The 23,323-nt window shown below is 70.3% G+C and carries 35 protein-coding genes and 2 pseudogenes; 36 read left to right on the forward strand and 1 reads right to left on the reverse strand.

Features of this window, described 5'->3' with window-relative positions; translation table 11 throughout:
• The first annotated feature begins 207 nt into the window (after nucleotides 1–207).
• The 33 genes from rpsJ to truA all read left to right on the forward strand — a co-directional run bounded on the left by rpsJ (nucleotide 208) and on the right by truA (nucleotide 19,127).
• Nucleotides 208–516, forward strand: a complete 309-nt coding sequence (rpsJ, locus tag GA0070609_RS32825; RefSeq protein WP_007073037.1) for a 30S ribosomal protein S10 — start codon at nucleotides 208–210, stop codon at nucleotides 514–516.
• 11 nt (nucleotides 517–527) lie between these two features.
• Complete coding sequence (rplC, locus tag GA0070609_RS32830; protein ID WP_088997373.1) at nucleotides 528–1,193, forward strand: 50S ribosomal protein L3; 666 nt, start codon at nucleotides 528–530, stop codon at nucleotides 1,191–1,193.
• Entirely contained in the window at nucleotides 1,190–1,840 is a 651-nt protein-coding gene (gene rplD, locus GA0070609_RS32835; protein ID WP_088997374.1) for a 50S ribosomal protein L4, read from the forward strand. Before rplC ends, rplD begins: the two co-directional genes overlap by 4 nt.
• Nucleotides 1,837–2,139: a 50S ribosomal protein L23 gene (gene rplW, locus GA0070609_RS32840; RefSeq protein WP_088997375.1), complete on the forward strand. Its 303-nt coding sequence runs from the start codon at nucleotides 1,837–1,839 to the stop codon at nucleotides 2,137–2,139. Before rplD ends, rplW begins: the two co-directional genes overlap by 4 nt.
• Nucleotides 2,140–2,151: 12 nt before the next feature.
• Nucleotides 2,152–2,991: a 50S ribosomal protein L2 gene (rplB, locus tag GA0070609_RS32845; protein WP_088997376.1), complete on the forward strand. Its 840-nt coding sequence runs from the start codon at nucleotides 2,152–2,154 to the stop codon at nucleotides 2,989–2,991.
• 12 nt (nucleotides 2,992–3,003) lie between these two features.
• Entirely contained in the window at nucleotides 3,004–3,285 is a 282-nt protein-coding gene (gene rpsS / locus GA0070609_RS32850; protein ID WP_088647003.1) for a 30S ribosomal protein S19, read from the forward strand.
• Between the two features lie 40 nt (nucleotides 3,286–3,325).
• Nucleotides 3,326–3,781 carry a 50S ribosomal protein L22 gene (rplV, locus tag GA0070609_RS32855; RefSeq protein WP_088997377.1) on the forward strand — a complete coding sequence of 152 codons (456 nt, stop codon included), beginning with the start codon at nucleotides 3,326–3,328 and terminating at the stop codon, nucleotides 3,779–3,781.
• Nucleotides 3,781–4,635 (forward strand): 30S ribosomal protein S3, encoded by an 855-nt coding sequence (gene rpsC, locus GA0070609_RS32860; RefSeq protein ID WP_088997378.1) that lies wholly within the window; start codon nucleotides 3,781–3,783, stop codon nucleotides 4,633–4,635. The genes rplV and rpsC overlap by 1 nt, the downstream gene beginning before the upstream one ends.
• 3 nt (nucleotides 4,636–4,638) lie before the next feature.
• Nucleotides 4,639–5,064, forward strand: coding sequence for a 50S ribosomal protein L16 (gene rplP / locus GA0070609_RS32865; RefSeq protein ID WP_007465292.1), 426 nt, complete (start codon nucleotides 4,639–4,641; stop codon nucleotides 5,062–5,064).
• Complete coding sequence (gene rpmC, locus GA0070609_RS32870) at nucleotides 5,064–5,300, forward strand: 50S ribosomal protein L29 (protein WP_088991888.1); 237 nt, start codon at nucleotides 5,064–5,066, stop codon at nucleotides 5,298–5,300. The genes rplP and rpmC overlap by 1 nt, the downstream gene beginning before the upstream one ends.
• Nucleotides 5,297–5,572, forward strand: a complete 276-nt coding sequence (gene rpsQ, locus GA0070609_RS32875; protein WP_088991889.1) for a 30S ribosomal protein S17 — start codon at nucleotides 5,297–5,299, stop codon at nucleotides 5,570–5,572. The genes rpmC and rpsQ overlap by 4 nt, the downstream gene beginning before the upstream one ends.
• 98 nt (nucleotides 5,573–5,670) lie before the next feature.
• A complete protein-coding gene (rplN, locus tag GA0070609_RS32880; RefSeq protein ID WP_007073026.1) occupies nucleotides 5,671–6,039 on the forward strand; it encodes a 50S ribosomal protein L14 in 369 nt (122 codons plus the stop codon).
• Nucleotides 6,036–6,356, forward strand: a complete 321-nt coding sequence (gene rplX, locus GA0070609_RS32885) for a 50S ribosomal protein L24 (protein ID WP_172896341.1) — start codon at nucleotides 6,036–6,038, stop codon at nucleotides 6,354–6,356. Before rplN ends, rplX begins: the two co-directional genes overlap by 4 nt.
• Nucleotides 6,356–6,925, forward strand: coding sequence for a 50S ribosomal protein L5 (gene rplE / locus GA0070609_RS32890; protein WP_088997379.1), 570 nt, complete (start codon nucleotides 6,356–6,358; stop codon nucleotides 6,923–6,925). The genes rplX and rplE overlap by 1 nt, the downstream gene beginning before the upstream one ends.
• A 1-nt stretch (nucleotide 6,926) precedes the next feature.
• Entirely contained in the window at nucleotides 6,927–7,112 is a 186-nt protein-coding gene (locus GA0070609_RS32895) for a type Z 30S ribosomal protein S14 (protein WP_007073023.1), read from the forward strand.
• Between the two features lie 96 nt (nucleotides 7,113–7,208).
• Nucleotides 7,209–7,616 (forward strand): 30S ribosomal protein S8, encoded by a 408-nt coding sequence (gene rpsH, locus GA0070609_RS32900; RefSeq protein ID WP_088997380.1) that lies wholly within the window; start codon nucleotides 7,209–7,211, stop codon nucleotides 7,614–7,616.
• 16 nt (nucleotides 7,617–7,632) lie between these two features.
• Nucleotides 7,633–8,175: a 50S ribosomal protein L6 gene (rplF, locus tag GA0070609_RS32905; protein ID WP_088991890.1), complete on the forward strand. Its 543-nt coding sequence runs from the start codon at nucleotides 7,633–7,635 to the stop codon at nucleotides 8,173–8,175.
• Complete coding sequence (gene rplR / locus GA0070609_RS32910) at nucleotides 8,172–8,561, forward strand: 50S ribosomal protein L18 (RefSeq protein ID WP_073834923.1); 390 nt, start codon at nucleotides 8,172–8,174, stop codon at nucleotides 8,559–8,561. Before rplF ends, rplR begins: the two co-directional genes overlap by 4 nt.
• Before the next feature lie 33 nt (nucleotides 8,562–8,594).
• The gene (gene rpsE / locus GA0070609_RS32915; protein ID WP_088997381.1) at nucleotides 8,595–9,209 is read left to right on the forward strand and encodes a 30S ribosomal protein S5; all 615 of its coding nucleotides are present in this window, start codon (nucleotides 8,595–8,597) and stop codon (nucleotides 9,207–9,209) included.
• Complete coding sequence (gene rpmD / locus GA0070609_RS32920; protein ID WP_012015110.1) at nucleotides 9,209–9,391, forward strand: 50S ribosomal protein L30; 183 nt, start codon at nucleotides 9,209–9,211, stop codon at nucleotides 9,389–9,391. Before rpsE ends, rpmD begins: the two co-directional genes overlap by 1 nt.
• A complete protein-coding gene (gene rplO / locus GA0070609_RS32925; RefSeq protein WP_088991891.1) occupies nucleotides 9,391–9,834 on the forward strand; it encodes a 50S ribosomal protein L15 in 444 nt (147 codons plus the stop codon). The genes rpmD and rplO overlap by 1 nt, the downstream gene beginning before the upstream one ends.
• 235 nt (nucleotides 9,835–10,069) lie before the next feature.
• A complete protein-coding gene (secY, locus tag GA0070609_RS32930; RefSeq protein ID WP_088997382.1) occupies nucleotides 10,070–11,398 on the forward strand; it encodes a preprotein translocase subunit SecY in 1,329 nt (442 codons plus the stop codon).
• Nucleotides 11,399–12,052 carry an adenylate kinase gene (locus tag GA0070609_RS32935; protein WP_088997383.1) on the forward strand — a complete coding sequence of 218 codons (654 nt, stop codon included), beginning with the start codon at nucleotides 11,399–11,401 and terminating at the stop codon, nucleotides 12,050–12,052.
• 83 nt (nucleotides 12,053–12,135) lie between these two features.
• Nucleotides 12,136–12,981, forward strand: coding sequence for a type I methionyl aminopeptidase (gene map, locus GA0070609_RS32940; protein ID WP_088997384.1), 846 nt, complete (start codon nucleotides 12,136–12,138; stop codon nucleotides 12,979–12,981).
• Between the two features lie 527 nt (nucleotides 12,982–13,508).
• On the forward strand, nucleotides 13,509–14,015 hold the full coding sequence (locus GA0070609_RS32945; protein ID WP_088997385.1) for a DUF1707 SHOCT-like domain-containing protein: 507 nt from the start codon (nucleotides 13,509–13,511) through the stop codon (nucleotides 14,013–14,015).
• A 366-nt stretch (nucleotides 14,016–14,381) separates the two neighbouring features.
• Nucleotides 14,382–14,603: a translation initiation factor IF-1 gene (gene infA, locus GA0070609_RS32950; protein WP_007073013.1), complete on the forward strand. Its 222-nt coding sequence runs from the start codon at nucleotides 14,382–14,384 to the stop codon at nucleotides 14,601–14,603.
• Between the two features lie 88 nt (nucleotides 14,604–14,691).
• Complete coding sequence (gene rpmJ / locus GA0070609_RS32955; protein ID WP_012184307.1) at nucleotides 14,692–14,805, forward strand: 50S ribosomal protein L36; 114 nt, start codon at nucleotides 14,692–14,694, stop codon at nucleotides 14,803–14,805.
• Nucleotides 14,806–15,068: 263 nt separating this feature from the next.
• Complete coding sequence (rpsM, locus tag GA0070609_RS32960) at nucleotides 15,069–15,449, forward strand: 30S ribosomal protein S13 (protein WP_007073012.1); 381 nt, start codon at nucleotides 15,069–15,071, stop codon at nucleotides 15,447–15,449.
• A gap of 18 nt (nucleotides 15,450–15,467) precedes the next feature.
• Entirely contained in the window at nucleotides 15,468–15,875 is a 408-nt protein-coding gene (gene rpsK, locus GA0070609_RS32965; protein WP_007073011.1) for a 30S ribosomal protein S11, read from the forward strand.
• Between the two features lie 13 nt (nucleotides 15,876–15,888).
• Nucleotides 15,889–16,515, forward strand: coding sequence for a 30S ribosomal protein S4 (gene rpsD / locus GA0070609_RS32970; RefSeq protein WP_088991892.1), 627 nt, complete (start codon nucleotides 15,889–15,891; stop codon nucleotides 16,513–16,515).
• Nucleotides 16,516–16,613: 98 nt separating this feature from the next.
• Entirely contained in the window at nucleotides 16,614–17,636 is a 1,023-nt protein-coding gene (locus tag GA0070609_RS32975) for a DNA-directed RNA polymerase subunit alpha (RefSeq protein ID WP_088991893.1), read from the forward strand.
• A 34-nt stretch (nucleotides 17,637–17,670) separates the two neighbouring features.
• Nucleotides 17,671–18,228 (forward strand): 50S ribosomal protein L17, encoded by a 558-nt coding sequence (rplQ, locus tag GA0070609_RS32980; RefSeq protein WP_088991894.1) that lies wholly within the window; start codon nucleotides 17,671–17,673, stop codon nucleotides 18,226–18,228.
• Nucleotides 18,229–18,296: 68 nt separating this feature from the next.
• On the forward strand, nucleotides 18,297–19,127 hold the full coding sequence (gene truA / locus GA0070609_RS32985) for a tRNA pseudouridine(38-40) synthase TruA (protein ID WP_088991895.1): 831 nt from the start codon (nucleotides 18,297–18,299) through the stop codon (nucleotides 19,125–19,127).
• Between the two features lie 79 nt (nucleotides 19,128–19,206).
• On the opposite strand, the gene GA0070609_RS33990 is transcribed toward truA, so the two are convergent.
• On the reverse strand, nucleotides 19,207–20,484 hold the full coding sequence (locus GA0070609_RS33990; protein ID WP_197700203.1) for a hypothetical protein: 1,278 nt from the start codon (nucleotides 20,482–20,484) through the stop codon (nucleotides 19,207–19,209).
• 139 nt (nucleotides 20,485–20,623) lie between these two features.
• Between GA0070609_RS33990 and GA0070609_RS32995 the strand changes: the two genes are divergently transcribed.
• The 3 genes and pseudogenes from GA0070609_RS32995 to GA0070609_RS33005 form a co-directional block, all read left to right on the forward strand.
• Nucleotides 20,624–21,229, forward strand: coding sequence for a class I SAM-dependent methyltransferase (locus GA0070609_RS32995; protein WP_088991896.1), 606 nt, complete (start codon nucleotides 20,624–20,626; stop codon nucleotides 21,227–21,229).
• A gap of 41 nt (nucleotides 21,230–21,270) precedes the next feature.
• Nucleotides 21,271–22,948: pseudogene (locus tag GA0070609_RS33000) on the forward strand (ABC-F family ATP-binding cassette domain-containing protein).
• A gap of 56 nt (nucleotides 22,949–23,004) precedes the next feature.
• Nucleotides 23,005–23,323, forward strand: a pseudogene (locus tag GA0070609_RS33005) (aldo/keto reductase); the annotation flags it as partial.

The following is a 23,323-nucleotide window of genomic DNA, read 5'->3' on the forward strand; positions in this document are numbered from 1 at the left end:
GCCAACCACCCTCGCGCGGCGTTCAGGTCGCGGTAGTGCGATCGGCGCCTTGACCCACCGCGCGGTCAGAATCGCTCCGGAGTCCCGGGGCGGAGCCTGGCCCGAGGGCGCGACACGCCCGACCGCGGGGGTCGGCGAAGTGGGCCTGTGCCAGCCGGTACAGGCGCCCGCAACACAGCGGCATCGAGAGAAGGAACAGAAGCCACCATGGCGGGACAGAAGATCCGCATCCGGCTCAAGGCCTATGACCACGAGGTCGTCGACTCCTCGGCTCGGAAGATCGTCGAGACGGTGACGCGCACCGGGGCGCAGGTCGCAGGCCCGGTGCCGCTGCCCACGGAGATCAACCGTTTCTGCGTTATCCGCTCGCCGCACAAGTACAAGGACTCGCGCGAGCACTTCGAGATGCGCACGCACAAGCGGCTGATCGACATCATCGACCCGACCCCGAAGACGGTCGACTCGCTCATGCGCCTCGACCTGCCGGCTGGCGTCGACATCGAGATCAAGCTGTAGGGACCGGACAAATGGACAGGCAAGTTAAGGGGATCCTGGGCGCGAAGCTCGGCATGACCCAGGTCTGGGACAACAACCGTGTTGTCCCGGTGACCGTGGTTCAGGCCGGCCCCTGCGTCATCAGCCAGGTTCGTGACGCCGACAAGGACGGTTACTCCGCGGTCCAGCTGGCGTACGGCACGATCGACCCGCGCAAGGTCAAGAAGCCGATCAGCGGGCACTACGCGAAGGCGGACGTGGCGCCGCGCCGGCACATCGTCGAGCTGCGCACCAGCGACGCCGGCGACTACTCGCTGGGCCAGGAGGTCACGGTCGAGCAGTTCCCGGCCGGCATGTCGGTCGACGTGACCGGCAAGACCAAGGGCAAGGGCTACGCCGGCCCGATGAAGCGGCACGGCTTCCACGGTCTGCGCGCCAGCCACGGTGTCGAGCGCAAGCACCGCTCGCCCGGCTCGATCGGCGCCTGCGCCACCCCGGGTCGCGTCTTCAAGGGCACCCGGATGGCGGGCCGGATGGGTGGCGTGCGCTTCACCGTCCAGAACCTGACCGTCCAGGCGGTCGACACCGAGAACAACCTCCTGCTCGTCCGTGGCGCCATCCCCGGCCCCAAGGGCGCGCTGGTCCTGGTCCGCAGCGCGGCCAAGACCAAGGCGAAGAAGGGCGGTGTGGCCAAGTGACCACCGTTGACGTCCTCACCGTCGAAGGCAACAAGGCGGGCTCCGTCGAGCTGCCGGCCGACATCTTCGACGCTCAGGCCAACGTCGCGCTGATGCACCAGGTCGTGGTGGCCCAGCTCGCGGCGGCCCGGCAGGGCACGCACAAGACCAAGACCCGCGGCGAGGTCGCCGGCGGCGGCAAGAAGCCGTACAAGCAGAAGGGCACCGGTCGCGCCCGGCAGGGCTCGATCCGCGCGCCGCAGTTCGCCGGCGGTGGCGTGGTGCACGGTCCCGTGCCGCGCGACTACAGCCAGCGGACCCCGAAGAAGATGAAGGCCGCCGCGCTGCGGGGCGCCCTCTCGGACCGGGCCCGCGCCGGGCAGGTGCACGTCGTCGAGGCGTTCGTCTCGGGCGAGAAGCCGTCGACCAAGGCGGCCCTGGCCACGCTGGCCAAGCTGACCGACGCCCGCCGGGTGCTGGTCGTGCTGAGCAGCACCGACGAGCTGAACTGGGTGTCGCTGCGCAACGAGCCGCGGGTGCACCTGATCGAGGCCGGCCAGCTCAACACGTACGACGTGCTGGTGGCCGACGACGTGGTCTTCACCAAGGACGCCCTGGACGAGTTCCTCGGTGTTCCCGCCGAGACCACCGAGGAGGGTGGCAAGTGAGCACGATCGCCGACCCGCGCGACATCATCGTGGCGCCGGTCGTCTCGGAGAAGAGCTACAGCGAGCTGAACCGCAACTGGTACACCTTCCTGGTGCACCCGGACGCGAACAAGACGGAGATCAAGATCGCTATCCAGCAGATCTTCAACGTCCGCGTCCTGACGGTCAACACGCTCAACCGCGAGGGCAAGCGCAAGCGGACCCGTACCGGGTTCGGCCAGCGCAAGGCCACCAAGCGGGCGATGGTGAAGCTGGCTGACGGTGACCGTATCGAGGCCTTCGGCGGCCCGGTCAGCTGAGGGGTGTAGACAATGGCTATCCGTAAGTACAAGCCGACGACGCCGGGCCGGCGTGGCTCGAGCGTCGCCGACTTCGCCGAGATCACCCGGTCGACGCCCGAGAAGTCGCTGCTGGCTCCGCTGCCCAAGAAGGGCGGTCGCAACGCCCACGGCCGGATCACCACGCGGCACCACGGCGGCGGCCACAAGCGGCAGTACCGTCTGATCGACTTCAAGCGGGTCGACAAGGACGGCGTGCCGGCGAAGGTCGCGCACATCGAGTACGACCCGAACCGCACCGCGCGGATCGCGCTGCTGCACTACGCCGACGGCGAGAAGCGGTACATCATCGCGCCGAAGGACCTGAAGCAGGGCGACACCGTCGAGTCGGGTCCGGGCGCGGACATCAAGCCGGGCAACAACCTGCCGCTGCGCAACATCCCGGTCGGTACCACGATCCACAACGTGGAGCTCCGTCCCGGTGGTGGCGCCAAGCTGGCCCGCTCGGCCGGCGTCGGCATCCAGCTGCTCGGCCGCGAGGGCGCGTACGCGACCCTGCGCATGCCGTCCGGCGAGATCCGGCGGGTCGACGTCCGCTGCCGCGCGAGCGTCGGCGAGATCGGCAACGCCGACCAGTCGAACATCAACTGGGGTAAGGCCGGCCGGATGCGGTGGAAGGGCAAGCGCCCGACCGTCCGTGGTGTCGCGATGAACCCGGTCGACCACCCGCACGGTGGTGGTGAGGGTAAGACCTCCGGTGGTCGCCACCCGGTCAACCCGCAGGGTAAGCCCGAGGGCCGCACCCGTCGTAAGGGCCAGCCGAGTGACCGGCTGATCGTCCGCCGCCGCTACGCCACGCGTAAGCGCGGCTGAGGGAGATAAGACATGCCTCGCAGCCTGAAGAAGGGCCCGTTCATCGACGACCACCTGCTCAAGAAGGTGGAGACGCAGAACGACAAGGGCTCGAAGAACGTCATCAAGACCTGGTCGCGGCGCTCGACGATCATCCCGGAGATGCTGGGTCACACGATCGCGGTGCACGACGGACGCAAGCACGTCCCGGTGTTCGTGACCGAGGCGATGGTCGGGCACAAGCTCGGCGAGTTCGCGCTGACCCGCACGTTCAAGGGTCACGAGAAGGACGACCGGAAGAGCCGTCGGCGCTGACGCCGCGGGCATACGGATAGAGGAACAAGGGGTTACAGCGATGCCAGGAAAGGGCGACGCTCCGGTGCTTCCGGGCGCGCGGGCGGTTGCGCGGCACGTGCGCATCTCGCCGATGAAGGCGCGCCGGGTGGTCAACCTCGTCCGCGGTTTGCCCGCGAAGGAGGCGCTCACGGTGCTGCAGTTCGCGCCGCAGGCCGCGAGCGAGCAGGTGTACAAGGTGCTCGCGAGCGCGATCGCCAACGCGGAGAACAACGAGCGGCTGGACCCCGACGCGCTGCTCGTCAGCGAGGCGTACGTGGACGAGGGCCCGACCATGAAGCGGTTCCAGCCGCGGGCGCAGGGCCGGGCGTACCGGATCCGGAAGCGCACCTGCCACATCACGGTGGCGGTCGAGGCCGTCGCGCCGGCCGCCCCGCGTAAGGCCGCGAAGAAGACGGCCCCGGCGAAGCAGGCCGCGCCGGCCGAGACGCAGAGCAACACGGAGGGCGCGGAGTAATGGGTCAGAAGGTTCACCCGCACGGGTTCCGGCTCGGTATCTCGACCGACTGGAAGTCCCGCTGGTTCGCGGACAAGCTCTACAAGGACTACATCGGCGAGGACGTCAAGATCCGCCGGATGATGTCCAAGGGCCTGGAGCGTGCCGGCATTTCCAAGGTCGACATCGAGCGCACCCGGGACCGGGTCCGGGTCGACATCCACACCGCCCGGCCGGGCATCGTCATCGGCCGTAAGGGTGCGGAGGCCGACCGGATCCGCGGCGAGCTGGAGAAGCTGACCGGCAAGCAGGTGCAGCTCAACATCATCGAGGTGAAGAGCCCCGAGTCGGACGCTCAGCTGGTCGCGCAGGGCGTGGCCGAGCAGCTGTCCAGCCGGGTCAGCTTCCGTCGGGCGATGCGCAAGGCCATGCAGTCGGCGATGAAGAACCCGGTCTGCAAGGGCATCCGGGTGCAGGTCTCGGGCCGCCTCGGCGGCGCCGAGATGAGCCGGACCGAGTTCTACCGCGAGGGCCGGGTCCCGCTGCACACGCTGCGGGCCAACATCGAGTACGGCTTCTTCGAGGCCCGTACCACCTTCGGCCGGATCGGCGTGAAGGTCTGGATCTACAAGGGCGACGCGGTGCCGGGTCGGGAGACCCCGGCCGAGGCTCCGTCGCGCCCGCGCCGTGAGCGCGGCGACCGCCCCGAGCGGCCGCGCCGTGGTCGGTCCGGCTCGTCCGGCACGACCGCCGGCGGCACCGAGGCCGGCCGGGCCGCCGCGACCACGCTCGCGCAGCAGGCCGAGACGCCGAGTGGTGACGCGGTGGACCCCGCCGCCGTCGCCGCCGCGGCAGAAACGCAGCAGGAGGGCTGACAGATGCTGATGCCGCGCAAGCCCCCGAAGGGCTTCCGCAAGCCGCACCACCCGGACCGCAGCGGCGCGTCCAAGGGCGGCAACCGGGTGGTGTTCGGCGAGTTCGGGATCCAGGCTCTCGAGCCGGCGTACGTGACGAACCGCCAGATCGAGTCGGCGCGTATCGCGATGACCCGCCACATCAAGCGTGGTGGCAAGGTCTGGATCACCATCTTCCCGGACCAGGCCCTCACCAAGAAGCCGGCCGAAACCCGGATGGGTTCCGGTAAGGGCTCGCCCGAGTGGTGGGTCGCCAACGTGAAGCCGGGGCGGGTGCTCTTCGAGATGTCCTTCCCCAACGAGCAGATCGCGCGAGAGGCGATGCGTCGCGCGATCCACAAGCTCCCGATGAAGTGCCGCATTGTGACGCGCGAAGTGGGTGAATCCTGATGGCAGCGGGCGTTAAGGCCGCCGAGCTGCGTGAGCTCTCCGAGGAGGAGCTGGTCACGCGGCTGCGCGAGGCCAAGGCGGAGCTGTTCAACCTCCGCGTGCAGGCCGCAACCGGGCAGCTGGACAACAACCGGCGGCTGCAGGTCATCCGTCGGGAGATCGCCCGGATCTACACGATCATGCGTGAGCGCGAGCTGGGGCTCTCGGCCGCGCCGACTGAGGTGACTGCATCATGAGCGAGAACACCACCGCCACCGCGCGGGCCCGCCGCAAGGTGCGTGAGGGCCTCGTGGTCAGCGACAAGATGGAAAAGACCGTCGTGGTCGAGGTCGAGGACCGGGTCAAGCACGCGCTGTACGGCAAGATCATGCGCCGGACCAGCAAGCTGAAGGTGCACGACGAGCAGAACTCGGCCGGCATCGGCGACCGGGTCCTGATCATGGAGACCCGGCCGCTCTCCGCGACCAAGCGGTGGCGGCTCGTGGAGATCCTCGAGAAGGCCAAGTAGCGAAGGCTCGAGCTCGGCCGGTCTCGGTCGGGCGCAGGTTCCGCCAGGCTCCGGCCGCCGCGGTGCGGCCGGAGAACCGGCAGACATAGGAGATAGACGTGATTCAGCAGGAGTCGCGACTGCGCGTCGCCGACAACACGGGTGCCCGGGAGATCCTGTGCATCCGGGTTCTCGGTGGCTCCGGTCGGCGCTACGCGAGCATCGGCGACGTCATCGTGGCCACCGTCAAGGACGCGATCCCGGGTGCCGGTGTGAAGAAGGGCGACGTCGTCAAGGCGGTCGTCGTTCGCACCGCCAAGGAGAAGCGGCGCCCGGACGGCTCGTACATCCGCTTCGACGAGAACGCCGCCGTCATCATCAAGGACGGCGGGGACCCGCGCGGCACCCGTATCTTCGGCCCGGTGGGCCGGGAGCTGCGGGACAAGCGGTTCATGAAGATCATTTCTCTCGCGCCGGAGGTGTTGTGACCGTGAAGGTCAAGAAGGGCGACACGGTCGTCGTCATCGCCGGCAAGGACAAGGGTGCCAAGGGCAAGGTCATCGCGGCCTACCCGCGGCAGGACAAGGTCCTGGTCGAGGGCGTGAACCGGGTCAAGAAGCACACCCGCATCAGCACCACTCAGCGTGGCGCCAAGACCGGTGGCATCGTCACCCAGGAGGCCCCGATCCACGTCTCGAACGTGCAGGTCCTGGACTCCGACGGGAAGCCGACCCGCGTCGGCTACCGGATCGACGAGAACGGCCAGAAGGTCCGCATCGCGCGTAGCACCGGTAAGGACCTGTGATGAGCACGGCTACCGAAACCAAGACCATGCCGCGTCTCAAGGAGCGGTACCGCAACGAGATCGTGGCCCAGCTGCGCGAGCAGTACAACTACGGCAACCCGATGCAGGTGCCGCGGCTGGTCAAGATCGTCGTCAACATGGGTGTCGGCGAGGCCGCCCGGGACGCCAAGCTGATCGACGGCGCCGTCCGCGACCTGGCCACGATCACCGGTCAGAAGCCGCAGGTGCGGCGGGCGACCAAGTCCATCGCGCAGTTCAAGCTGCGGGAGGGCATGCCGATCGGCGCGAAGGTGACCCTGCGCGGCGACCGGATGTGGGAGTTCCTGGACCGGCTGCTGTCCATCGCGCTGCCGCGTATCCGTGACTTCCGCGGTCTGGACGGGCGCAAGCTCGACGGGCACGGCAACTACACGTTCGGTCTGACCGAGCAGTCGGTGTTCCACGAGATCGACCAGGACAAGATCGATCGACAGCGGGGCATGGACATCACGGTGGTCACCACCGCCACGACCGACGACGAGGGCCGGGCGCTGCTCAAGCTCCTGGGCTTCCCGTTCAAGGAGAACTGAGATGGCCAAGAAGGCGCTGATCCTCAAGGCGGCCGCGAAGCCGAAGTTCTCGGTTCGCGCGTACACCCGCTGCCAGCGGTGCGGGCGTCCGAAGGCGGTCTACCGCAAGTTCGGTCTCTGCCGGGTGTGCATCCGGGAGATGGCCCACCGCGGTGAGCTGCCCGGCGTGTCCAAGGCTTCCTGGTAATAGCCCGGCGCGCTTCGCGCGTCAGCTGAACTGTCTCTTCGCCGTAGGCCCCGGGCCGTGCCCGGGGAACCCCGGCGAGAAAGGTTGACGAATTTCATGACGATGACCGACCCGATCGCAGACATGCTCACGCGTCTGCGTAACGCCAACCAGGCGTACCACGACCGGGTGACGATGCCGTACTCCAAGATCAAGGCGAACATCGCCGAGGTCCTGAAGTCCGAGGGCTACATCTCCACCTGGTCGGTCGAGGAGCCCGAGGAGGGCGCCGTCGGCAAGCGACTGGTCGTCGAGCTGAAGTACGGCCAGAACCGGGAGCGGAGCCTGGCCGGCATCAAGCGTGTGTCCAAGCCCGGTCTCCGGGTGTACGCCAAGTCGGACGGGCTCCCGCGGGTGCTCGGCGGGCTGGGCGTGGCGATCATTTCGACGTCCCAGGGGCTGCTCACCGACCGGCAGGCCCGCAAGCGGAGCGTTGGCGGGGAAGTCCTCGCCTTCGTCTGGTAACGGGAGACAGGTAGAAATGTCGCGTATTGGACGTAAGTCGATCCCGGTACCGTCCGGTGTCGATATCACCATCGACGGCCAGACCGTCAAGGTCAAGGGCCCGAAGGGCGAGCTGTCGCACACCCTGGCCGAGCCGATCACCATCGAGCGGGCCGAGGACGGGCAGCTGAACGTCAACCGCCCGAACGACGAGCGCAAGGCCAAGGAACTGCACGGCCTGAGCCGGACCCTGGTCGCCAACATGATCGTCGGCGTCACCGAGGGCTACCGTAAGAGCCTGGAGATCGCCGGCACCGGTTACCGGGTCACGGCCAAGGGCAAGGACCTCGAGTTCGCGCTCGGGTTCTCGCACCCGGTCACCGTGCAGGCGCCGGACGGCATCACCTTCACGGTGGAGAAGCCGACCCTGTTCCACGTGGCCGGCATCGACAAGCAGCTGGTCGGCGAGGTCGCCGCCAACATCCGGAAGATCCGTCCGCCGGAGCCCTACAAGGGCAAGGGTGTCAAGTACCAGGGCGAGGTCATCCGCCGCAAGGCTGGAAAGGCAGGTAAGAAGTGAGCGCCACGCTGCTCAAGCGCCGCCGCGGCGTTGCCGCCAAGCGCGCCGTCGGGCGTGCGCGTCGGCACTTCCGGGTCCGCAAGAACATCAGCGGCACCGCCGAGCGTCCCCGCCTCGTGGTCACCCGTTCGCTGCGGCACATCGTCGCCCAGATCGTCGACGACACCAAGGGTCACACCCTGGCGTCGGCCTCGACCCTGGACGCGTCGCTGCGCGGTGCGGAGGGCGACAAGAGCGCCCTGGCCGGCAAGGTCGGTGCCCTGCTCGCCGAGCGGGCCAAGGCCGCCGGTATCTCCAAGGTCGTCTTCGACCGCGGTGGCAACCGGTACGCGGGGCGGGTCGCCGCGCTGGCCGATGCCGCCCGCGAAGCCGGGCTCGAGTTCTAACAACCCCGTCACGAGAGAGAAGGAAGGCTGCTGATGCCAGGTCAACAGCGCCGTGGCGGCGGGTCCGGTGGCAACGAGGGTGGTCGCCGCGACAACCGCCGTGAGGGCGGCCGCGGAAACGCGCCCGTCGAGAAGACCCCGCACCTCGAGCGGGTCGTCGCGATCAACCGCGTCGCCAAGGTCGTGAAGGGTGGTCGTCGCTTCAGCTTCACCGCCCTGGTGATCGTGGGCGACGGCGACGGCACCGTCGGCGTGGGCTACGGAAAGGCCAAGGAGGTGCCCGCGGCGATCGCCAAGGGTGTCGAGGAGGCCAAGAAGCACTTCTTCAAGGTGCCGCGGATCGGTCAGTCGATCCCGCACCCGGTCCAGGGCGAGGACGCCGCCGGCGTCGTGCTGCTCAAGCCGGCCTCCGCCGGTACCGGTGTCATCGCCGGTGGTCCGGTGCGTGCCGTGCTGGAGTGCGCGGGCATCCACGACGTGCTCTCCAAGAGCCTCGGGTCGTCCAACCCGATCAACATCGTGCACGCCACCGTGGCGGCGCTGAAGGGGCTGGAATCCCCCGAGGCGGTCGCGCAGCGTCGTGGCCTGCCGGTGGAGGACGTCGCGCCGGCCGCCATGCTGGCGTCGCGGGCGGGGGTGGCTTCCTGATGGCACGTCTCAAGGTCACCCAGGTCCGGTCCGAGATCGGGACCAAGCAGAACCAGCGTGACTCGCTGCGTTCGCTCGGTCTCAAGCGGATCAACGACGTGGTGGTCAAGGAGGACCGGCCCGAGATCCGCGGCATGATCTTCACTGTGAACCACCTCGTGAAGGTCGAGGAGGTCGAGTAATGACGATCAAGGTCCACCACCTGCGTCCGGCGCCGGGGGCCAAGACCGCGAAGACCCGCGTGGGTCGCGGTGAGGGCTCCAAGGGCAAGACCGCCGGTCGCGGTACCAAGGGTTCGAAGGCCCGCAAGAACATCTCGGCGGCGTTCGAGGGTGGGCAGATGCCCATCCACATGCGCCTGCCGAAGATGAAGGGCTTCAAGAACAAGTTCAAGGTGGTCTTCCAGGTGGTCAACCTGGACCGGCTCGCCGAGCTGTTCCCGAACGGTGGCCAGGTCGGCCCGCTGGAGCTGGTCGAGGCCGGCGCGGTCCGCAAGGGCCAGCCGGTCAAGGTGCTCGGAACGGGCGACCTCGGTGGCGTGGCTCTCCAGGTGTCGGCGCACGCGTTCAGCGCGTCGGCCAAGGAGAAGATCACCGCTGCCGGCGGCTCGGTCACCGAGCTGTAAGGACTGCACGACCCGTGGCGTCCGTCCAGTTGCCCGTAACTGGCGGGCGCCACGGTCTACCTGGGCCGTGTGCGCCGGGTAACATCAAACTCGGTTTATGTAGCCGGGCACATCTGCCCGGACCGGGATCGGGCTGTTAGAGTCCCTTCCCAGCTATGGATATCGGGCACTCGCCCGGCACCCACCCCGACCCGCCAGGGATCACCGGCGGCCCGCCTCGCGCAGGAGGAAGAAGTTGCTGTCCGCCTTTCTCAGTGCGTTCCGTACGCCTGACCTGCGCAAGAAGCTGCTGTTCACAGTAGGCATCATCGCGATCTACCGGCTCGGCGCCACGCTGCCCAGCCCGGGCGTGTCCTACGGCAACGTGCAGAAGTGCCTCGACACCATCCAGGGCGACTCCACGAGCGTCCTGAACCTGCTGAACCTCTTCTCCGGCGGCGCGCTGCTGCAGCTCTCGGTCTTCGCGCTGGGCATCATGCCCTACATCACCGCGTCGATCATCCTGCAGCTGCTGACCGTCGTGATCCCGCGGCTGGAGCAGCTCCGCAAGGAGGGCCAGGCCGGCCAGGCGAAGATCACCCAGTACACCCGTTACCTGACCCTGGGCCTCGGTGTCCTGCAGGCCTCGGCGTTCGTCGCGCTGGCCCGCTCCGGGCAGCTGTTCAACAACCAGTGCGACCAGTTCCCGATCATCCCCGAGGGCACCGGCATCCCGGACTGGCTGACGCTGTCCATCCTGGTGATGACGATGACCGCCGGCACCGGCCTGGTCATGTGGCTCGGTGAGCTGATCACCGACCGGGGCGTCGGCAACGGCATGTCCGTGCTGATCTTCACCTCGATCGCCGCCCGGCTCCCCAGCGAGGGCTGGCAGATCAAGCAGAGCCAGGGCTGGTGGAAGTTCATCCTGGTCCTCGCGCTGGTCCTGGTGGTCATCACCGCGGTCACCTTCATCGAGCAGGCGCAGCGCCGGATCCCGGTGCAGTACGCCAAGCGGATGATCGGCCGGCGGATGTACGGCGGCACCTCGACCTACATCCCGCTGAAGGTCAACCAGGCGGGTGTCATCCCGGTCATCTTCGGCTCGTCGCTGCTCTACCTGCCGCAGCTGGCGCTCCAGTTCTTCGACCAGACCAACCCGGGCAAGACCCAGGCGTGGATCCAGAACAACCTGGTCGACCCGACCAGCCCGATCTACATCGCGGTCTACTTCCTGCTGATCATCTTCTTCACGTACTTCTACGTCTCGATCACGTTCAACCCGACCGAGGTCGCGGACAACATGAAGAAGTACGGCGGCTTCGTGCCGGGCATCCGCCCCGGCAAGCCGACCGCCGACTACCTGGACTTCATCCTCAGCCGCATCACCCTGCCGGGCTCGCTCTACCTGGGCATCATCTCGATCCTGCCGAACTTCTTCTTCATCTGGCTGGACAAGCAGCAGTACATGAACTTCCCGTTCGGCGGTGTCGCTGTGCTGATCATGGTTGGCGTCGGTCTGGAGACCGCCAAGCAGATCGAGAGCCAACTGATGCAGCGGAACTACGAAGGGTTCCTGCGGTAGATGAGACTCGTTCTGGTTGGCCCGCCGGGCGCGGGCAAGGGCACGCAGGCCGAGTTCATCGCCGCGCACCTCTCGGTGCCGAAGATCTCGACCGGGGACATCTTCCGGGCCAACGTGTCCCAGGGGACCGAACTCGGCGTCGAGGCGAAGCGCTACATGGACGCCGGCAAGCTGGTGCCGGACGAGGTGACCATCAACATGGTCCGGGACCGGCTCGCCGAGCCGGACGCCAGCGAGGGCTTCCTGCTCGACGGCTTCCCCCGGACGACGCCGCAGGCCGCCGCGCTCGACAAGCTCCTCGCCGACCTGGGCACCGCGCTCGACCTGGTGCTGGAACTGGTCGTCGACGACGACGAGGTGATCCGCCGGCTCTCCGGCCGGCGGACCTGCCGGGGCTGCGGCAAGATCTGGCACGTCGAGTTCGACCCGACCACCCGGGACGGCATCTGCGACCGTTGCGGCGCCGAGCTGTTCCAGCGGGACGACGACAAGCCGGAGACCATCGCCGCCCGGCTGCGGGAGTACGCGGAGAAGACCGCGCCGCTGGTCGACTACTACGGCGCCCAGGGCAAGCTGGTGGGCATCGACGCCACCGGCCCGGTGGAGGACGTCACCGTCCGGGCCATCGACGCCCTGCGCTCGTACGGCGGCTGACGTCCCGGCCACGGCGGATAGAGTGCGAACAGCGGGGTACGCCCGGCGTGCCCCGCTGTTCGGCAACGAAAGGTAACGGCTCCATGCGTCGTCCCCAGCTGGACATCCAGCTGAAGACCCCCGACCAGATCGAGAAGATGCGCGCCGCCGGTCTGGTGGTCGCCGAGGCGCTGCGCCGGATGCGCGAGGCGGTCGCCCCCGGGGTCAGCACCGCCGACCTGGACGCCGTCGCCGAGTCGACCATCCGCGAGGCCGGCGCCGTCCCCTCGTTCAAGGGCTACCACGGCTTCCCCGCCTCGATCTGCTCCTCGGTCAACGAGCAGGTGGTGCACGCGATCCCGGCGTCCGAGCAGGTGCTCCGTGAGGGTGACCTGATTTCGATCGACTGCGGCGCGGTGCTGAACGGCTGGCACGGCGACGCCGCCATCACCGTCGGCGTGGGCGAGGTCGACCCGGCCCTGCTGAAGATGGCCACGGTGGCCGAGGACGCCATGTGGGCCGGTATCGCCGCGGCGGCGCGGGGAGCGGCCAGCGGCAAGGGCCGACTCACCGACATCTCGCACGCGGTGGAGGACGCGGTCCGCCGGGGTGGCCGGTACGGCATCGTCGACGGCTACGGCGGGCACGGCATCGGCACCGAGATGCACCAGGACCCGCACGTGCTCAACCACGGCCGGCCGGGCAAGGGCCCCCGCCTGGTGCCCGGCATGGCGCTGGCGATCGAGCCGATGATCACGATGGGTTCGCCGCGCACCGTCGAACTGGCGGACGGCTGGACGGTGGTGACCCGGGACGGGTCGATCGCAGCGCACGTCGAGCACACCATGGCGCTGCTGCCCGACGGGGTCTGGGTGCTGACCGCCGAGGACGGCGGCCGCGCCCGCCTCGGCGAGCTGGTCACCGCCCGCCAACCCGCCCCGACCCCCTGACCCAGCCCTCAACCCACCCAGCGGGCAGCCCTCCCAGCGGGCGGCCCCCACGCAGCCCTGGCCCACCCGGCCCCGGTTCTCCCGGCCCCGGTCCTCCCAGCCCCGGTCCTCCCGGCGGGCGGCTCACCCGGCCGGCAGCCCTATCCGGCAGGCGGTCCCCCCGGCGTCGTCCGGCCCCGGCGGCGGCACTCTTGATCAAGAGCCGTTCGTCATCCAGGGGCCGTATCGTGACGCGAACCACTTGATCACCAGCTCCGGCCGCACCGGTTCCTCTGGCCCCGCGCCCGGGGCAGTCGCCCAAGGGTTCGCCTCGCCCAGTGCCCGCCCCCGGGACACCAACCCCATGATCACCTGGCCCCCGGCCGGCGCCGGCGCCTGGAGCCGGGGCGTGATCAAGGGGTTTGCGTCATGAGGGGCGGTGGTCGCTGACGTTAATCCCTTATCACGCAGGAGGGGTGGGTGGTTCGGGGGAGTCGTCGGGGTGGTGGGGTGGTGGCATGCTTGCGGGCATGGAGGGGCGGGACGGGATGCGGGCCGCCGATGCCGACCGCGCGGCGGTGGCCGACCGGCTGCGGGCGGCGCTCGACGAGGGCCGGCTGAACCTGTACGAGTACGACGAGCGGTTGCAGCAGGCCTATGCCGCCCGCACGTACGCCGAGCTGGACGCGCTGGTGCGGGATCTGCCGGCGGTGGCGCCCCCGCCCGCGGCCGCGCTCGCGGAGCCGGTGGAGACCACCCCGGCCCGGCCGGCGACCGCCCGCTGGCTGGCCGAGGTGTGGATGCCGTACCTCCAGGTGGTGCCGATCGTCGTGGCGATCTGGGCGATTTCCTCCCTGTTCGCGCGCGATCTGCTCTATTTCTGGCCGGGCTGGGTGGCCGGGCCGTGGGGCGCGGTGCTGCTGGTGCGTACCGTCACCGGCCTGGCCGGGGGTGAGCCACGGCGGTGGGAGGCCGAGCGGGAGCGCCGCCGGCGGCGGAAGCTGGCGAAGCGGGCCCGCCGGCGGGCGCTGGAAGCCGGCGGCCCGGACGACTAGCGGCCCCTGGCCCCCGTGACCGGGGCGGTTCGGTCACCAGCCGGCGACCGGGCCGAGCGCCGCGTGCGGCGCGGCCGGTGAGCGGAGCGGGCGGCGCCTGGCGGAGCGGGCGCCCGGCGTGCGGGTCGGGGCTGGCCTGATGCCGGATTTGCCCGGTACGGTGAATCCGCTGGTGGCCGGTTTGGCGACGGCGCGCAGGCGCGCGTACACTGACTGATCGGCGCACAGCGTCCACTCCGGCATGCCCACCAAGCGCTTCGGTGGGACTCGGAGCCGCGGCTGGCGCGGGCTTTCTGATCATGGTCAGTCACCCGTGTAAGACGTTGTGGGCCGTCCGGAGCAACCGACGTCAGGACAGCGGAGGACATGCCGAAAAAAGACGGAGCCATCGAGATCGAGGGTCGGGTGATCGAGCCCCTGCCGAACGCCATGTTCCGGGTGGAGCTCGCGAACGGCCACAAGGTGCTGGCTCACATCAGCGGCAAGATGCGGCAGCACTACATCCGCATCCTGCCGGAGGACCGGGTCGTCGTCGAACTCTCGCCGTACGACCTGACCCGCGGGCGCATCGTCTACCGCTACAAGTAAGCCTGACGACGGCCGGGCCGTCCCGTGTCCGTCTTCGACGTCCGGGTCGCACCTCGCGACTCCGGGCCAGATGGGAAGTAAGGCAACCGTGAAGGTCAAGCCGAGCGTCAAGAGGATCTGCAACAAGTGCCGGGTGATCCGCCGGCACGGCCGGGTCATGGTCATCTGCACCGACCCGCGCCACAAGCAGCGCCAGGGCTGAGCCAGTCCCACCGGTCGTGACACGGCCGGTCGGATCGGTCCGGGCCGCAGATCCAGACAACACATCATCGAGCTCGTCCCAGCCGCGAGCGGTACGCAGCGCGTACTCCCTCGTGGTTGACCCCCGGTCGGAGGCCGGGGCCCGCTCGGGCAGCGGCCGATCCCGGTCGCCGGCGCGGAAGGCGCCGGAAGGACGGGACGGTCGGTAGCGGGGTGGGACGGGTCCACACCTCCGCCAGAACACCACGAGGAGTACGCCCGCACATGGCACGTCTAGTCGGCGTCGACCTCCCCCGCGAGAAGCGGATGGAGATCGCGCTCACCTACATCTTCGGCGTGGGTCGCACCCGCGCCCTGGAGACGCTCGCCGCCACCGGCATCTCGCCGGACAAGCGCGCCCGGGACCTCACGGACGAGGAGCTGGTCCAGCTCCGCGACCACATCGAGGCCAACTACAAGGTTGAAGGCGACCTGCGCCGCGAGGTCGCCGCTGACATCCGCCGCAAGGTCGAGATCGGCTGCTACGCCGGCATCCGGCACCGCCGGGGCCTGCCCGTGCGTGGTCAGCGGACGCGTACCAACGCCCGCACCCGCAAGGGCCCGAAGCGGACCGTCGCCGGCAAGAAGAAGCCCGGCAAGAAGTAACTAGGAGCGCACAGACTTATGCCACCGAAGGCTCGTGCCGGAGCCGCTGTCAAGAAGGTCCGGCGCAAGGAACGCAAGAACGTCGCCCACGGGCAGGCGCACATCAAGAGCACCTTCAACAACACCATCGTGTCCATCACGGACCCGACCGGTGCGGTCATCTCCTGGGCCTCCGCGGGCCAGGTTGGCTTCAAGGGCTCGCGCAAGTCGACCCCGTTCGCCGCGCAGCTGGCCGCCGAGGCCGCCGCGCGCCGGGCGATGGAGCACGGCATGCGCAAGGTCGACGTGTTCGTCAAGGGCCCCGGCTCCGGCCGGGAGACCGCCATCCGTTCGCTGCAGGCCGTGGGCCTGGAGGTCGGTCAGATCTCCGACGTGACCCCGCAGCCGCACAACGGGTGCCGTCCGCCGAAGCGTCGCCGGGTCTGAGAGGTAGAGAGAGATGGCTCGTTACACCGGTGCTGACTGCCGCCGTTGCCGGCGGGAGAAGATGAAGCTGTTCCTCAAGGGCAGCAAGTGCGATGGCCCGAAGTGCCCGTTCGAGTCCCGGCCGTTCCCGCCCGGGCAGCACGGCCGCGGCCGCACCAAGGAGACGGAGTACCTGCTCCAGCTCCGCGAGAAGCAGAAGGCCCGCCGGGTCTACGGCGTGCTGGAGAAGCAGTTCCGCGGTTACTACGAGGAGGCCGTGGCCAAGCAGGCCAAGACCGGTGAGGTCCTCCTGCAGATCCTCGAGTCGCGGCTGGACAACGTGGTCTACCGGGCCGGCTACGCCAAGTCCCGGGACATGGCCCGTCAGCTGGTCAAGCACGGTCACTTCACGGTGAACGGCAAGAAGGTCGACATCCCGTCGTACCGCGTCAAGGAGCACGACATCATCGAGGTGCGGGGCAAGAGCAAGGAGCTCACCCCGTTCCTGGTCGCGCAGGCCGAGGCCGGTTCGCGGAGTGTTCCGGCCTGGCTGGAGGCGATCCCCAGCCAGATGAAGATCCTCGTGCACTCGCTCCCGGCCCGGCAGGTCATCGACACCCAGGTCCAGGAGCAGCTGATCGTCGAGCTCTACTCCAAGTAAGAGCTCGTTGCGGTGGCCCGCCCCAGCCGGGGCGGGCCGCCGGAACGGTTTGTGTCGTGGGCGTCATATGGCGGGCGCCCCGGAAGAGAAGAGAAGACATGCTCATCAGCCAGCGACCGACTCTCTCCGAGGAGTCGATCAACGAGACCCGGTCCCGGTTCACCATCGAGCCGCTGGAGCCGGGCTTCGGCTACACCCTGGGCAACTCGCTGCGGCGCACGCTGCTGTCGTCGATCCCGGGTGCGGCGGTGACCTCGATCAAGATCGACGGTGTGCTGCACGAGTTCACCACGATCCCCGGGGTCAAGGAGGACGTGGTCGAGCTCGTCATGAACATCAAGGAGCTCAACGTCAGCTCCGAGCACGACGAGCCGGTCAGCATGTACCTGCGCAAGCAGGGCCCGGGCGACGTGACCGCTGGTGACATCCAGCCGCCGGCCGGCGTCTCGGTGCACAACCCGGACCTGAAGCTCGCCACCCTGAACGGCAAGGGCCGGCTCGACATGGAGCTGACCGTCGAGCGGGGCCGGGGCTACGTCACGGCGGCGCAGAACAAGCAGGCCGGCGCCGAGATCGGCCGGATCCCGGTCGACTCGATCTACTCGCCGGTGCTCAAGGTCACCTACCGGGTCGAGGCGACCCGGGTCGAGCAGCGGACCGACTTCGACCGGCTGATCATCGACGTCGAGACCAAGCCGTCGATGGGTCCGCGCACCGCGCTGGCCTCCGCCGGTTCGACGCTGGTGGAGCTCTTCGGGCTGGCCCGGGAGCTGGACGAGACCGCCGAGGGCATCGACATCGGGCCGTCCCCGCAGGACGCCCAGCTGGCGGCGGACCTGGCCCTGCCGATCGAGGAGCTGGACCTGACCGTCCGCTCCTACAACTGCCTCAAGCGCGAGGGCATCAACACCGTTGGTGAGCTCATCGGGCGTACCGAGGCCGACCTCCTCGACATCCGCAACTTCGGCCAGAAGTCGATCGACGAGGTCAAGATGAAGCTCGCCGGGATGGGGCTGGGGCTGAAGGACTCGGCTCCGAACTTCGATCCGGCGCACGTCGTGGACGCCTTCGGCGAGGCCGACTACGACACCGACGACTACCGCGAGACCGAGCAGCTCTAGTCCGCGCTGCCGCCACACCTGAGGAGCACCAAGCATGCCCACGCCCACCAAGGGCCCCCGCCTCGGCGGCAGCCCCGCGCACGAGCGGCTGATGCTGGCCAACCTGGCCACCGCGCTGTTCCAGCACGGCAAGATCCAGACCACCGAGACGAAGGCCCGGCGGCTGCGTCCGCTGGCCGAGCAGCTCATCACCAAGGCCAAGCGCGGCGACCTGGCGTCCCGCCGGCGGGTGCTGGGTGTCGTCAAGGACAAGGACGTGGTCTACGCCCTGTTCGACCAGATCGCGCCCCGGTACGCCAACCGCAACGGTGGCTACACCCGGATCGTGAAGACCGGTCCGCGCAAGGGTGACGCCGCGCCGATGGCGATCATCGAGCTGGTCGAGGAGCTGCAGGTCGCCGAGCCGAAGGCGAACAAGAAGACCGCCGCCCGCAAGGCGGCCCAGCAGGACAAGGTCGAGGCGCTCGCCCCGGCGGAGGAGACCCCGAAGTCGAACTCGGGTGACCAGGACGCCGAGCCTCCGGTCTCGGCCAGTGGCGACACCCCCCAGGCGCGCGAGGACGACGACGAGGCCAACGAGAACAAGGCCTGAGCCAGGCCACCATCGGGCCCGGCATCCCTCACGGGGTGCCGGGCCCGACCCATGAGGCGGAGGTACGAGTGGACGAGCGGACCCGGCTGCGGTTGGACGTCGCGTACGACGGCACCGACTTCTCCGGCTGGGCCGCCCAGCCGACCCGGCGCACGGTGGCCGGGGTGCTCGTGCAGACCCTCGACCTGGTGCTCGGCGCGGGCGTCGCGACCGGGCTGACCGTGGCCGGCCGGACCGACGCCGGGGTGCACGCCACCGGCCAGGTCTGCCACCTCGACCTGCCCACCGCGGTCTGGCGGGAGCGGGCGGGGAGGCTGCTGCGCCGGCTGGCCCGGCTGCTCCCCACCGACGTGCGGGTACGGGCGATGACCGAGGTGCCGGCCGACTTCGACGCCCGGTTCTCGGCCACCTTCCGCCGCTACGAGTACCGGGTCACCGACGCCCCGTACGGCGCGGAGCCGCTGCGCCGGCACGAGATCCTGGCCTGGCCGAAGCCGCTCGACCTGGCCGCGCTGAACGCCGCGGCGGCCGGACTGGTCGGCGAGCACGACTTCGCCGCGTACTGCCGGCGGAAGGAGAACGCCACCACGCTGCGCGAGGTGACCCGGCTGGACTGGCGGCGCGACCCGGACGGGGTGCTGGTCGCCACCGTGCAGGCGGACGCGTTCTGCCAGGCGATGGTGCGCAGCCTGGTCGGCGCGATGCTGGTGGCCGGGGACGGCCGCCGGCCGGTGGACTGGCCGGCGGGCCTGCTGACCCGGCGGGCGCGGTCCAGCGAGGTGACCGTCGCGCCGGCGCACGGGCTCACCCTGGTGGCGGTCGGCTACCCCGCCGACCCGGCCGAGTACGCCCACCGCGCCGAACTCACCCGCCGGCTCCGGGTGCCGACCGAATCCTGACCGCTGGCCGCCGCACCATCCCGCACAGGCGACGGGTGCGCGGCCGGTGTGGCCGCGCACCCGTTGCTCGTCGGAGCGGTCAGTTGCCCGAGCCTTCGTCATCCTCCGGGCGGCCGTTGTCGGCGCCGGTGCCGTCGTCGGTCCGGCCCGCCGTCGGCTGGCCGGCCACGCCGCCGTCGGCCCGCCGTTCCAGCACCCCCTGGTTCAGGTGCAGCTCGATCATGTCGAAGAGGATCTCGCGGACTGCGGTGTCACCGGACCTGATGGTCTCGCCGTCGGCCCGGGCGACCACCGCGTAGGCGAGGTAGTGGCCGCGTACCTGCCAGCCCACCCGGGCGGGGGCGGTGGCCATCGCCTCCGTACCGGCGTCGGCGGCCATGCCCCGGAACCGGCCCTGCCGCTCGTCGAGCAGTTGCCGGATCCGGTCCCGGGCCCGCTCGGCGCTGGCCCGGTCGGTCAGGTTGAACAGGCCGGCGGTGACCAGGTGGTCGCGGTCCGGGGTGCGCAGGGTGGCCCGTACCACCTGGCTGCAGCCGAGCCGGACCAGCAGGTCGGCGACCTCGTCGGTGGCCGCCACCGCGCAGCTGGCGCTGGACTGGGTCTTCAGCACCTGGTAGGCGGGCTGCCCGTCGGTGACCGTCAGCTGCTTGCCGGGGAAGACCTCCTTGCCGGTGAGCGGCGCCTGGTCGGTGTCCCGGGAGTCGAGGTAGTCGGCCTCGGGGGCGGCGGACTGGGCGACGCCCGGCTGGGTGGTGGGCTCGGACGTCGTCGGGTTGCCGGTGCGGTCCATCAGCAGGGCGGCGGCGCCGAGACCGCAGAGGGCGAGCAGCACGAGGACGGCTGCGCCGCCGATGAGCACCTGCCACATGCGACCGCCGCCGCGGCGGGGCGGCAGCGGCTCGGCCGGCCCGGCGGTGGCGTAGCCGCCCGGCGACTCGGTCGGCGGTGGGGCGTACCGCTCGGCCCGGGGCGACTCGGCCGGCGGGGCGGCGGAGGTCGTCGCGGGGGACAGCTCCACCGGTGGCGGCGGGGAGTAGGGCTCCGCGATGGACTCCACCGGCGGAGGTGCGGCGTAGGCCGCGGCGCGGGGCGGTTCGCCCGGCGGCACCAGGTCCCGCGGCGGCACCGGGTCCCGTGGCGGCACCGGGTCCCGTGGCGGCGCCGGGTCCCGTGGCGGCGCCGGTTCGTCGGCGGGCGGCAGCGCCACCCGGGTGGCCCGGGGCAACGACGGGGTCGGGAAGCGAGACGGGGAGGGCCCGGCCGGTGGTGGCGGACCGGCGCCGAGCACCGACCGGTCGGACCCGGACCCCGGGTACTCCACGTATGCGTCCTCATCGGACTCGTACCGATACACCATGTCGCCCAGAGTAGGAGTGATTGTCCCTTTAGGGGGTAATAATGGGAAATTGTCGTGCGCGGCGTTTCGTGTCGTGCTGCACCCGCGGCCAGGACGGCCCCGGCCGGCCCCGCCCACCGGCGGTGCGAGAATTGCCGGCGTGACCGGCGACCACTACTTCACCGCTGAACCCGCGACCGCAGCCGCGCCGCGCGAGGTCGAGTTCTCCGTCGCCGGCCGCGACTACACGCTGACCTCCGCCGGCGGCGTCTTCTCCGCCGACCGGCTCGACCCCGGCACCGCCGTGCTGCTGCGCAAGGCCGACCTGCCGGCCCCCGGCACCACCGGTGACCTGCTCGACCTCGGCTGTGGCTTCGGGCCGATCACCTGCGTGCTGGCCGACACGGCGCCGGCGGCGACGGTCTGGGCGGTCGACGTCAACGAGCGGGCCCGGGCGCTCACCGCCGCCAACGCGGCGCGCACCGGCGCCGCCGACCGGGTACGCGTCACCGCTCCGGACGACGTACCCGACTCGGTGACCTTCGCCCAGCTCTGGTCCAACCCGCCGATCCGGATCGGCAAGGACGAGCTGCACCGGCTGCTGCTGCGCTGGCTGCCCCGGCTCGCCCCGGATGGGGTCGCCTGGCTGGTGGTCGCCCGGCACCTGGGCGGCGACTCGCTGCACCGCTGGCTGGTCGAGCAGGGCTGGCAGGTCGAGCGGCGGGCCAGCCAGAAGGGCTACCGGGTGCTGCGCGTCACCCGGTAATTGGTTGGGCCGCCCGGCGGGTGCTCGGGCAGGATGCCGGCGTGGGATACGTGGACGTGGCAGCGGTCGGGCACACCCTCCCCGACGGCCGGGAACTCTTCGCCGACGTGTCGTTCCGGGTCGGCGAGGGCGCCAAGGTCGCGCTGGTCGGGCCGAACGGCGCCGGCAAGACCACCCTGCTGCGGATGGTCGCCGGTGACCTGCCGGTGAAGACCGGCGCGATCGCGCGTACCGGGGGGCTGGGCGTGATGCGCCAGTTCATCGGGATGATCGGCGACGAGTCGACGCTGGCTGACCTGGCGCTCTCGCTCGCCCCGCCGGCGTTGCGCGACGCCGGGCACCGGCTCGCCGCGACCGAGGCGGCCATGCGGGCGGCCGAGGTGCGCGGCAAGTACAGCACCGCCGCCGGCAAGGCCCAGCTGGCGTATGCGGACGCGCTCGCCGCCTGGGGCGAGGCCGGCGGGTACGACGCCGAGGTGCTCTTCGACACCGTCGCCACCATCGTGCTCGACCTGCCCTGGGACGCCGCCCGGGAGCGTCCGGTGCGCACCCTCTCCGGCGGCCAGCAGAAGCGCTTCGCGCTGGAACTGCTGCTGCGCGGCCCGGACGAGGTGCTGCTGCTGGACGAGCCGGACAACTTCCTCGACGTGCCCGGCAAACGCTGGCTGGAGGGGCGGCTGCGCGAGTCCGGCAAGTCGGTGCTCTACGTCTCGCACGACCGGGAACTGCTGGCGCACACCGCCGACCGGGTGGTCGCGGTGGAGGGCGGCAGCGCCTGGGTGCACCCGGGCGGCTTCGCCAGCTGGCACGAGGCTCGAGTGGCGCGGCACGCCCGGCTCGACGAGCTGCGCCGGCGCTGGGACGAGGAGCACCAGAAGCTCAAGGACCTGGTGCTGATGTACAAGCAGAAGGCCGCGTACAACGACGGGATGGCCTCGCGCTACCAGGCCGCGCAGACCCGGCTGCGCAAGTTCGAGGAGGCCGGGCCGCCGCCCGTACCGCCGAAGGACCAGGACATCCGGATGCGGCTGACCGGCGGGCGGACCGGCAAGCGCTCGGTGATCTGCGACAAGCTGGAGCTGGACGGCCTGACCTACCCGTTCGACCTGGAGATCTGGTACGGCGACCGGGTGGCGGTGCTCGGCGCCAACGGCACCGGCAAGTCGCACTTCCTGCGGCTGCTGGCCCGCGGCGGCACCGACCCGGACCCGGCCAACGGCCCGGTCGACGGCGCTGCGGCGCTCGCCCCGGTGGCGCACGACGGGGTGGCCCGCCTCGGCGCCCGGGTGCGGCCCGGCCACTTCTCGCAGACCCACGACCGGCCGGAGCTGATGGCGAAGACCCTCGTGGAGATTCTCTGGCGGGGCGACGACCACCGGGCCGGGATGGACCGGCACGCGGCGATGGCGGCGCTGTCCCGCTACGAGCTGGCCGGGCAGGGCGACCAGCGGTTCGGCACCCTCTCCGGCGGCCAGCAGGCGCGCTTCCTGGTGCTGCTGCTGGAGCTCTCCGGGGCGACCCTGCTGCTGCTCGACGAGCCCACCGACAACCTGGATCTGGCCAGCGCGGAGCCCTCGAAGCCGGGCTGGCCGCGTTCGAGGGCACGGTGGTCGCGGTGACCCACGACCGGTGGTTCACCCGCTCGTTCGACCGGTTCGTGCTCTTCCGGGCGACGGCGAGGTGGTGGAGACGCCCGAACCGGTCTGGGACGTCGGCTGAGCCGTCCGCCGGGTGGCGGAACGCCCGGCCGGCATAGGGTTGATCTCGTGACTGAGATGACCTACCGCCGGCTGGGCGACTCCGGGCTCGTGGTGTCCGTGGTCGGCATCGGCTGCAACAACTTCGGCCGGAAGCTCGACCTCGACGGCACCCGGGCGGTGGTCGACGCCGCGCTGGACGCCGGGATCAACTTCTTCGACACCGCCGACATCTACGGCGAGCCGCAGGGCGGCTCGGAGGAACTGCTGGGCCAGGCGCTCAAGGGCCGCCGGGACGACGTGGTGGTGGCCACCAAGTTCGGCATGGACATGCACGGCATGAACGGGCCGGACTTCGGCGCCCGGGGCGCCCCGCCGCTACATCGCGCGGGCGGTG

Origin of the sequence: Micromonospora echinaurantiaca, assembly GCF_900090235.1 — a bacterium.
Taxonomy (GTDB): Bacteria; Actinomycetota; Actinomycetes; order Mycobacteriales; family Micromonosporaceae; genus Micromonospora; species Micromonospora echinaurantiaca.

Excerpts from the sequence above, each read along its gene's own strand:
- rpsJ (WP_007073037.1), top strand. The coding sequence starts at position 208 with ATGGCGGGACAGAAGATCCGCATCCGGCTCAAGGCCTATGACCACGAG.
- rplC (WP_088997373.1), top strand. The coding sequence starts at position 528 with ATGGACAGGCAAGTTAAGGGGATCCTGGGCGCGAAGCTCGGCATGACC.
- rplB (WP_088997376.1), top strand. The coding sequence starts at position 2,152 with ATGGCTATCCGTAAGTACAAGCCGACGACGCCGGGCCGGCGTGGCTCG.
- rpsS (WP_088647003.1), top strand. The coding sequence starts at position 3,004 with ATGCCTCGCAGCCTGAAGAAGGGCCCGTTCATCGACGACCACCTGCTC.
- rplV (WP_088997377.1), top strand. The coding sequence starts at position 3,326 with ATGCCAGGAAAGGGCGACGCTCCGGTGCTTCCGGGCGCGCGGGCGGTT.
- rpsC (WP_088997378.1), top strand. The coding sequence starts at position 3,781 with ATGGGTCAGAAGGTTCACCCGCACGGGTTCCGGCTCGGTATCTCGACC.
- rplP (WP_007465292.1), top strand. The coding sequence starts at position 4,639 with ATGCTGATGCCGCGCAAGCCCCCGAAGGGCTTCCGCAAGCCGCACCAC.
- rpmC (WP_088991888.1), top strand. The coding sequence starts at position 5,064 with ATGGCAGCGGGCGTTAAGGCCGCCGAGCTGCGTGAGCTCTCCGAGGAG.
- rpsQ (WP_088991889.1), top strand. The coding sequence starts at position 5,297 with ATGAGCGAGAACACCACCGCCACCGCGCGGGCCCGCCGCAAGGTGCGT.
- rplE (WP_088997379.1), top strand. The coding sequence starts at position 6,356 with ATGAGCACGGCTACCGAAACCAAGACCATGCCGCGTCTCAAGGAGCGG.
- GA0070609_RS32895 (WP_007073023.1), top strand. The coding sequence starts at position 6,927 with ATGGCCAAGAAGGCGCTGATCCTCAAGGCGGCCGCGAAGCCGAAGTTC.
- rpsH (WP_088997380.1), top strand. The coding sequence starts at position 7,209 with ATGACGATGACCGACCCGATCGCAGACATGCTCACGCGTCTGCGTAAC.
- rplF (WP_088991890.1), top strand. The coding sequence starts at position 7,633 with ATGTCGCGTATTGGACGTAAGTCGATCCCGGTACCGTCCGGTGTCGAT.
- rpsE (WP_088997381.1), top strand. The coding sequence starts at position 8,595 with ATGCCAGGTCAACAGCGCCGTGGCGGCGGGTCCGGTGGCAACGAGGGT.
- rpmD (WP_012015110.1), top strand. The coding sequence starts at position 9,209 with ATGGCACGTCTCAAGGTCACCCAGGTCCGGTCCGAGATCGGGACCAAG.
- rplO (WP_088991891.1), top strand. The coding sequence starts at position 9,391 with ATGACGATCAAGGTCCACCACCTGCGTCCGGCGCCGGGGGCCAAGACC.
- GA0070609_RS32935 (WP_088997383.1), top strand. The coding sequence starts at position 11,399 with ATGAGACTCGTTCTGGTTGGCCCGCCGGGCGCGGGCAAGGGCACGCAG.
- map (WP_088997384.1), top strand. The coding sequence starts at position 12,136 with ATGCGTCGTCCCCAGCTGGACATCCAGCTGAAGACCCCCGACCAGATC.
- GA0070609_RS32945 (WP_088997385.1), top strand. The coding sequence starts at position 13,509 with ATGCGGGCCGCCGATGCCGACCGCGCGGCGGTGGCCGACCGGCTGCGG.
- infA (WP_007073013.1), top strand. The coding sequence starts at position 14,382 with ATGCCGAAAAAAGACGGAGCCATCGAGATCGAGGGTCGGGTGATCGAG.
- rpsM (WP_007073012.1), top strand. The coding sequence starts at position 15,069 with ATGGCACGTCTAGTCGGCGTCGACCTCCCCCGCGAGAAGCGGATGGAG.
- rpsK (WP_007073011.1), top strand. The coding sequence starts at position 15,468 with ATGCCACCGAAGGCTCGTGCCGGAGCCGCTGTCAAGAAGGTCCGGCGC.
- rpsD (WP_088991892.1), top strand. The coding sequence starts at position 15,889 with ATGGCTCGTTACACCGGTGCTGACTGCCGCCGTTGCCGGCGGGAGAAG.
- GA0070609_RS32975 (WP_088991893.1), top strand. The coding sequence starts at position 16,614 with ATGCTCATCAGCCAGCGACCGACTCTCTCCGAGGAGTCGATCAACGAG.
- rplQ (WP_088991894.1), top strand. The coding sequence starts at position 17,671 with ATGCCCACGCCCACCAAGGGCCCCCGCCTCGGCGGCAGCCCCGCGCAC.
- GA0070609_RS33990 (WP_197700203.1), bottom strand. The coding sequence starts at position 20,484 with ATGGTGTATCGGTACGAGTCCGATGAGGACGCATACGTGGAGTACCCG.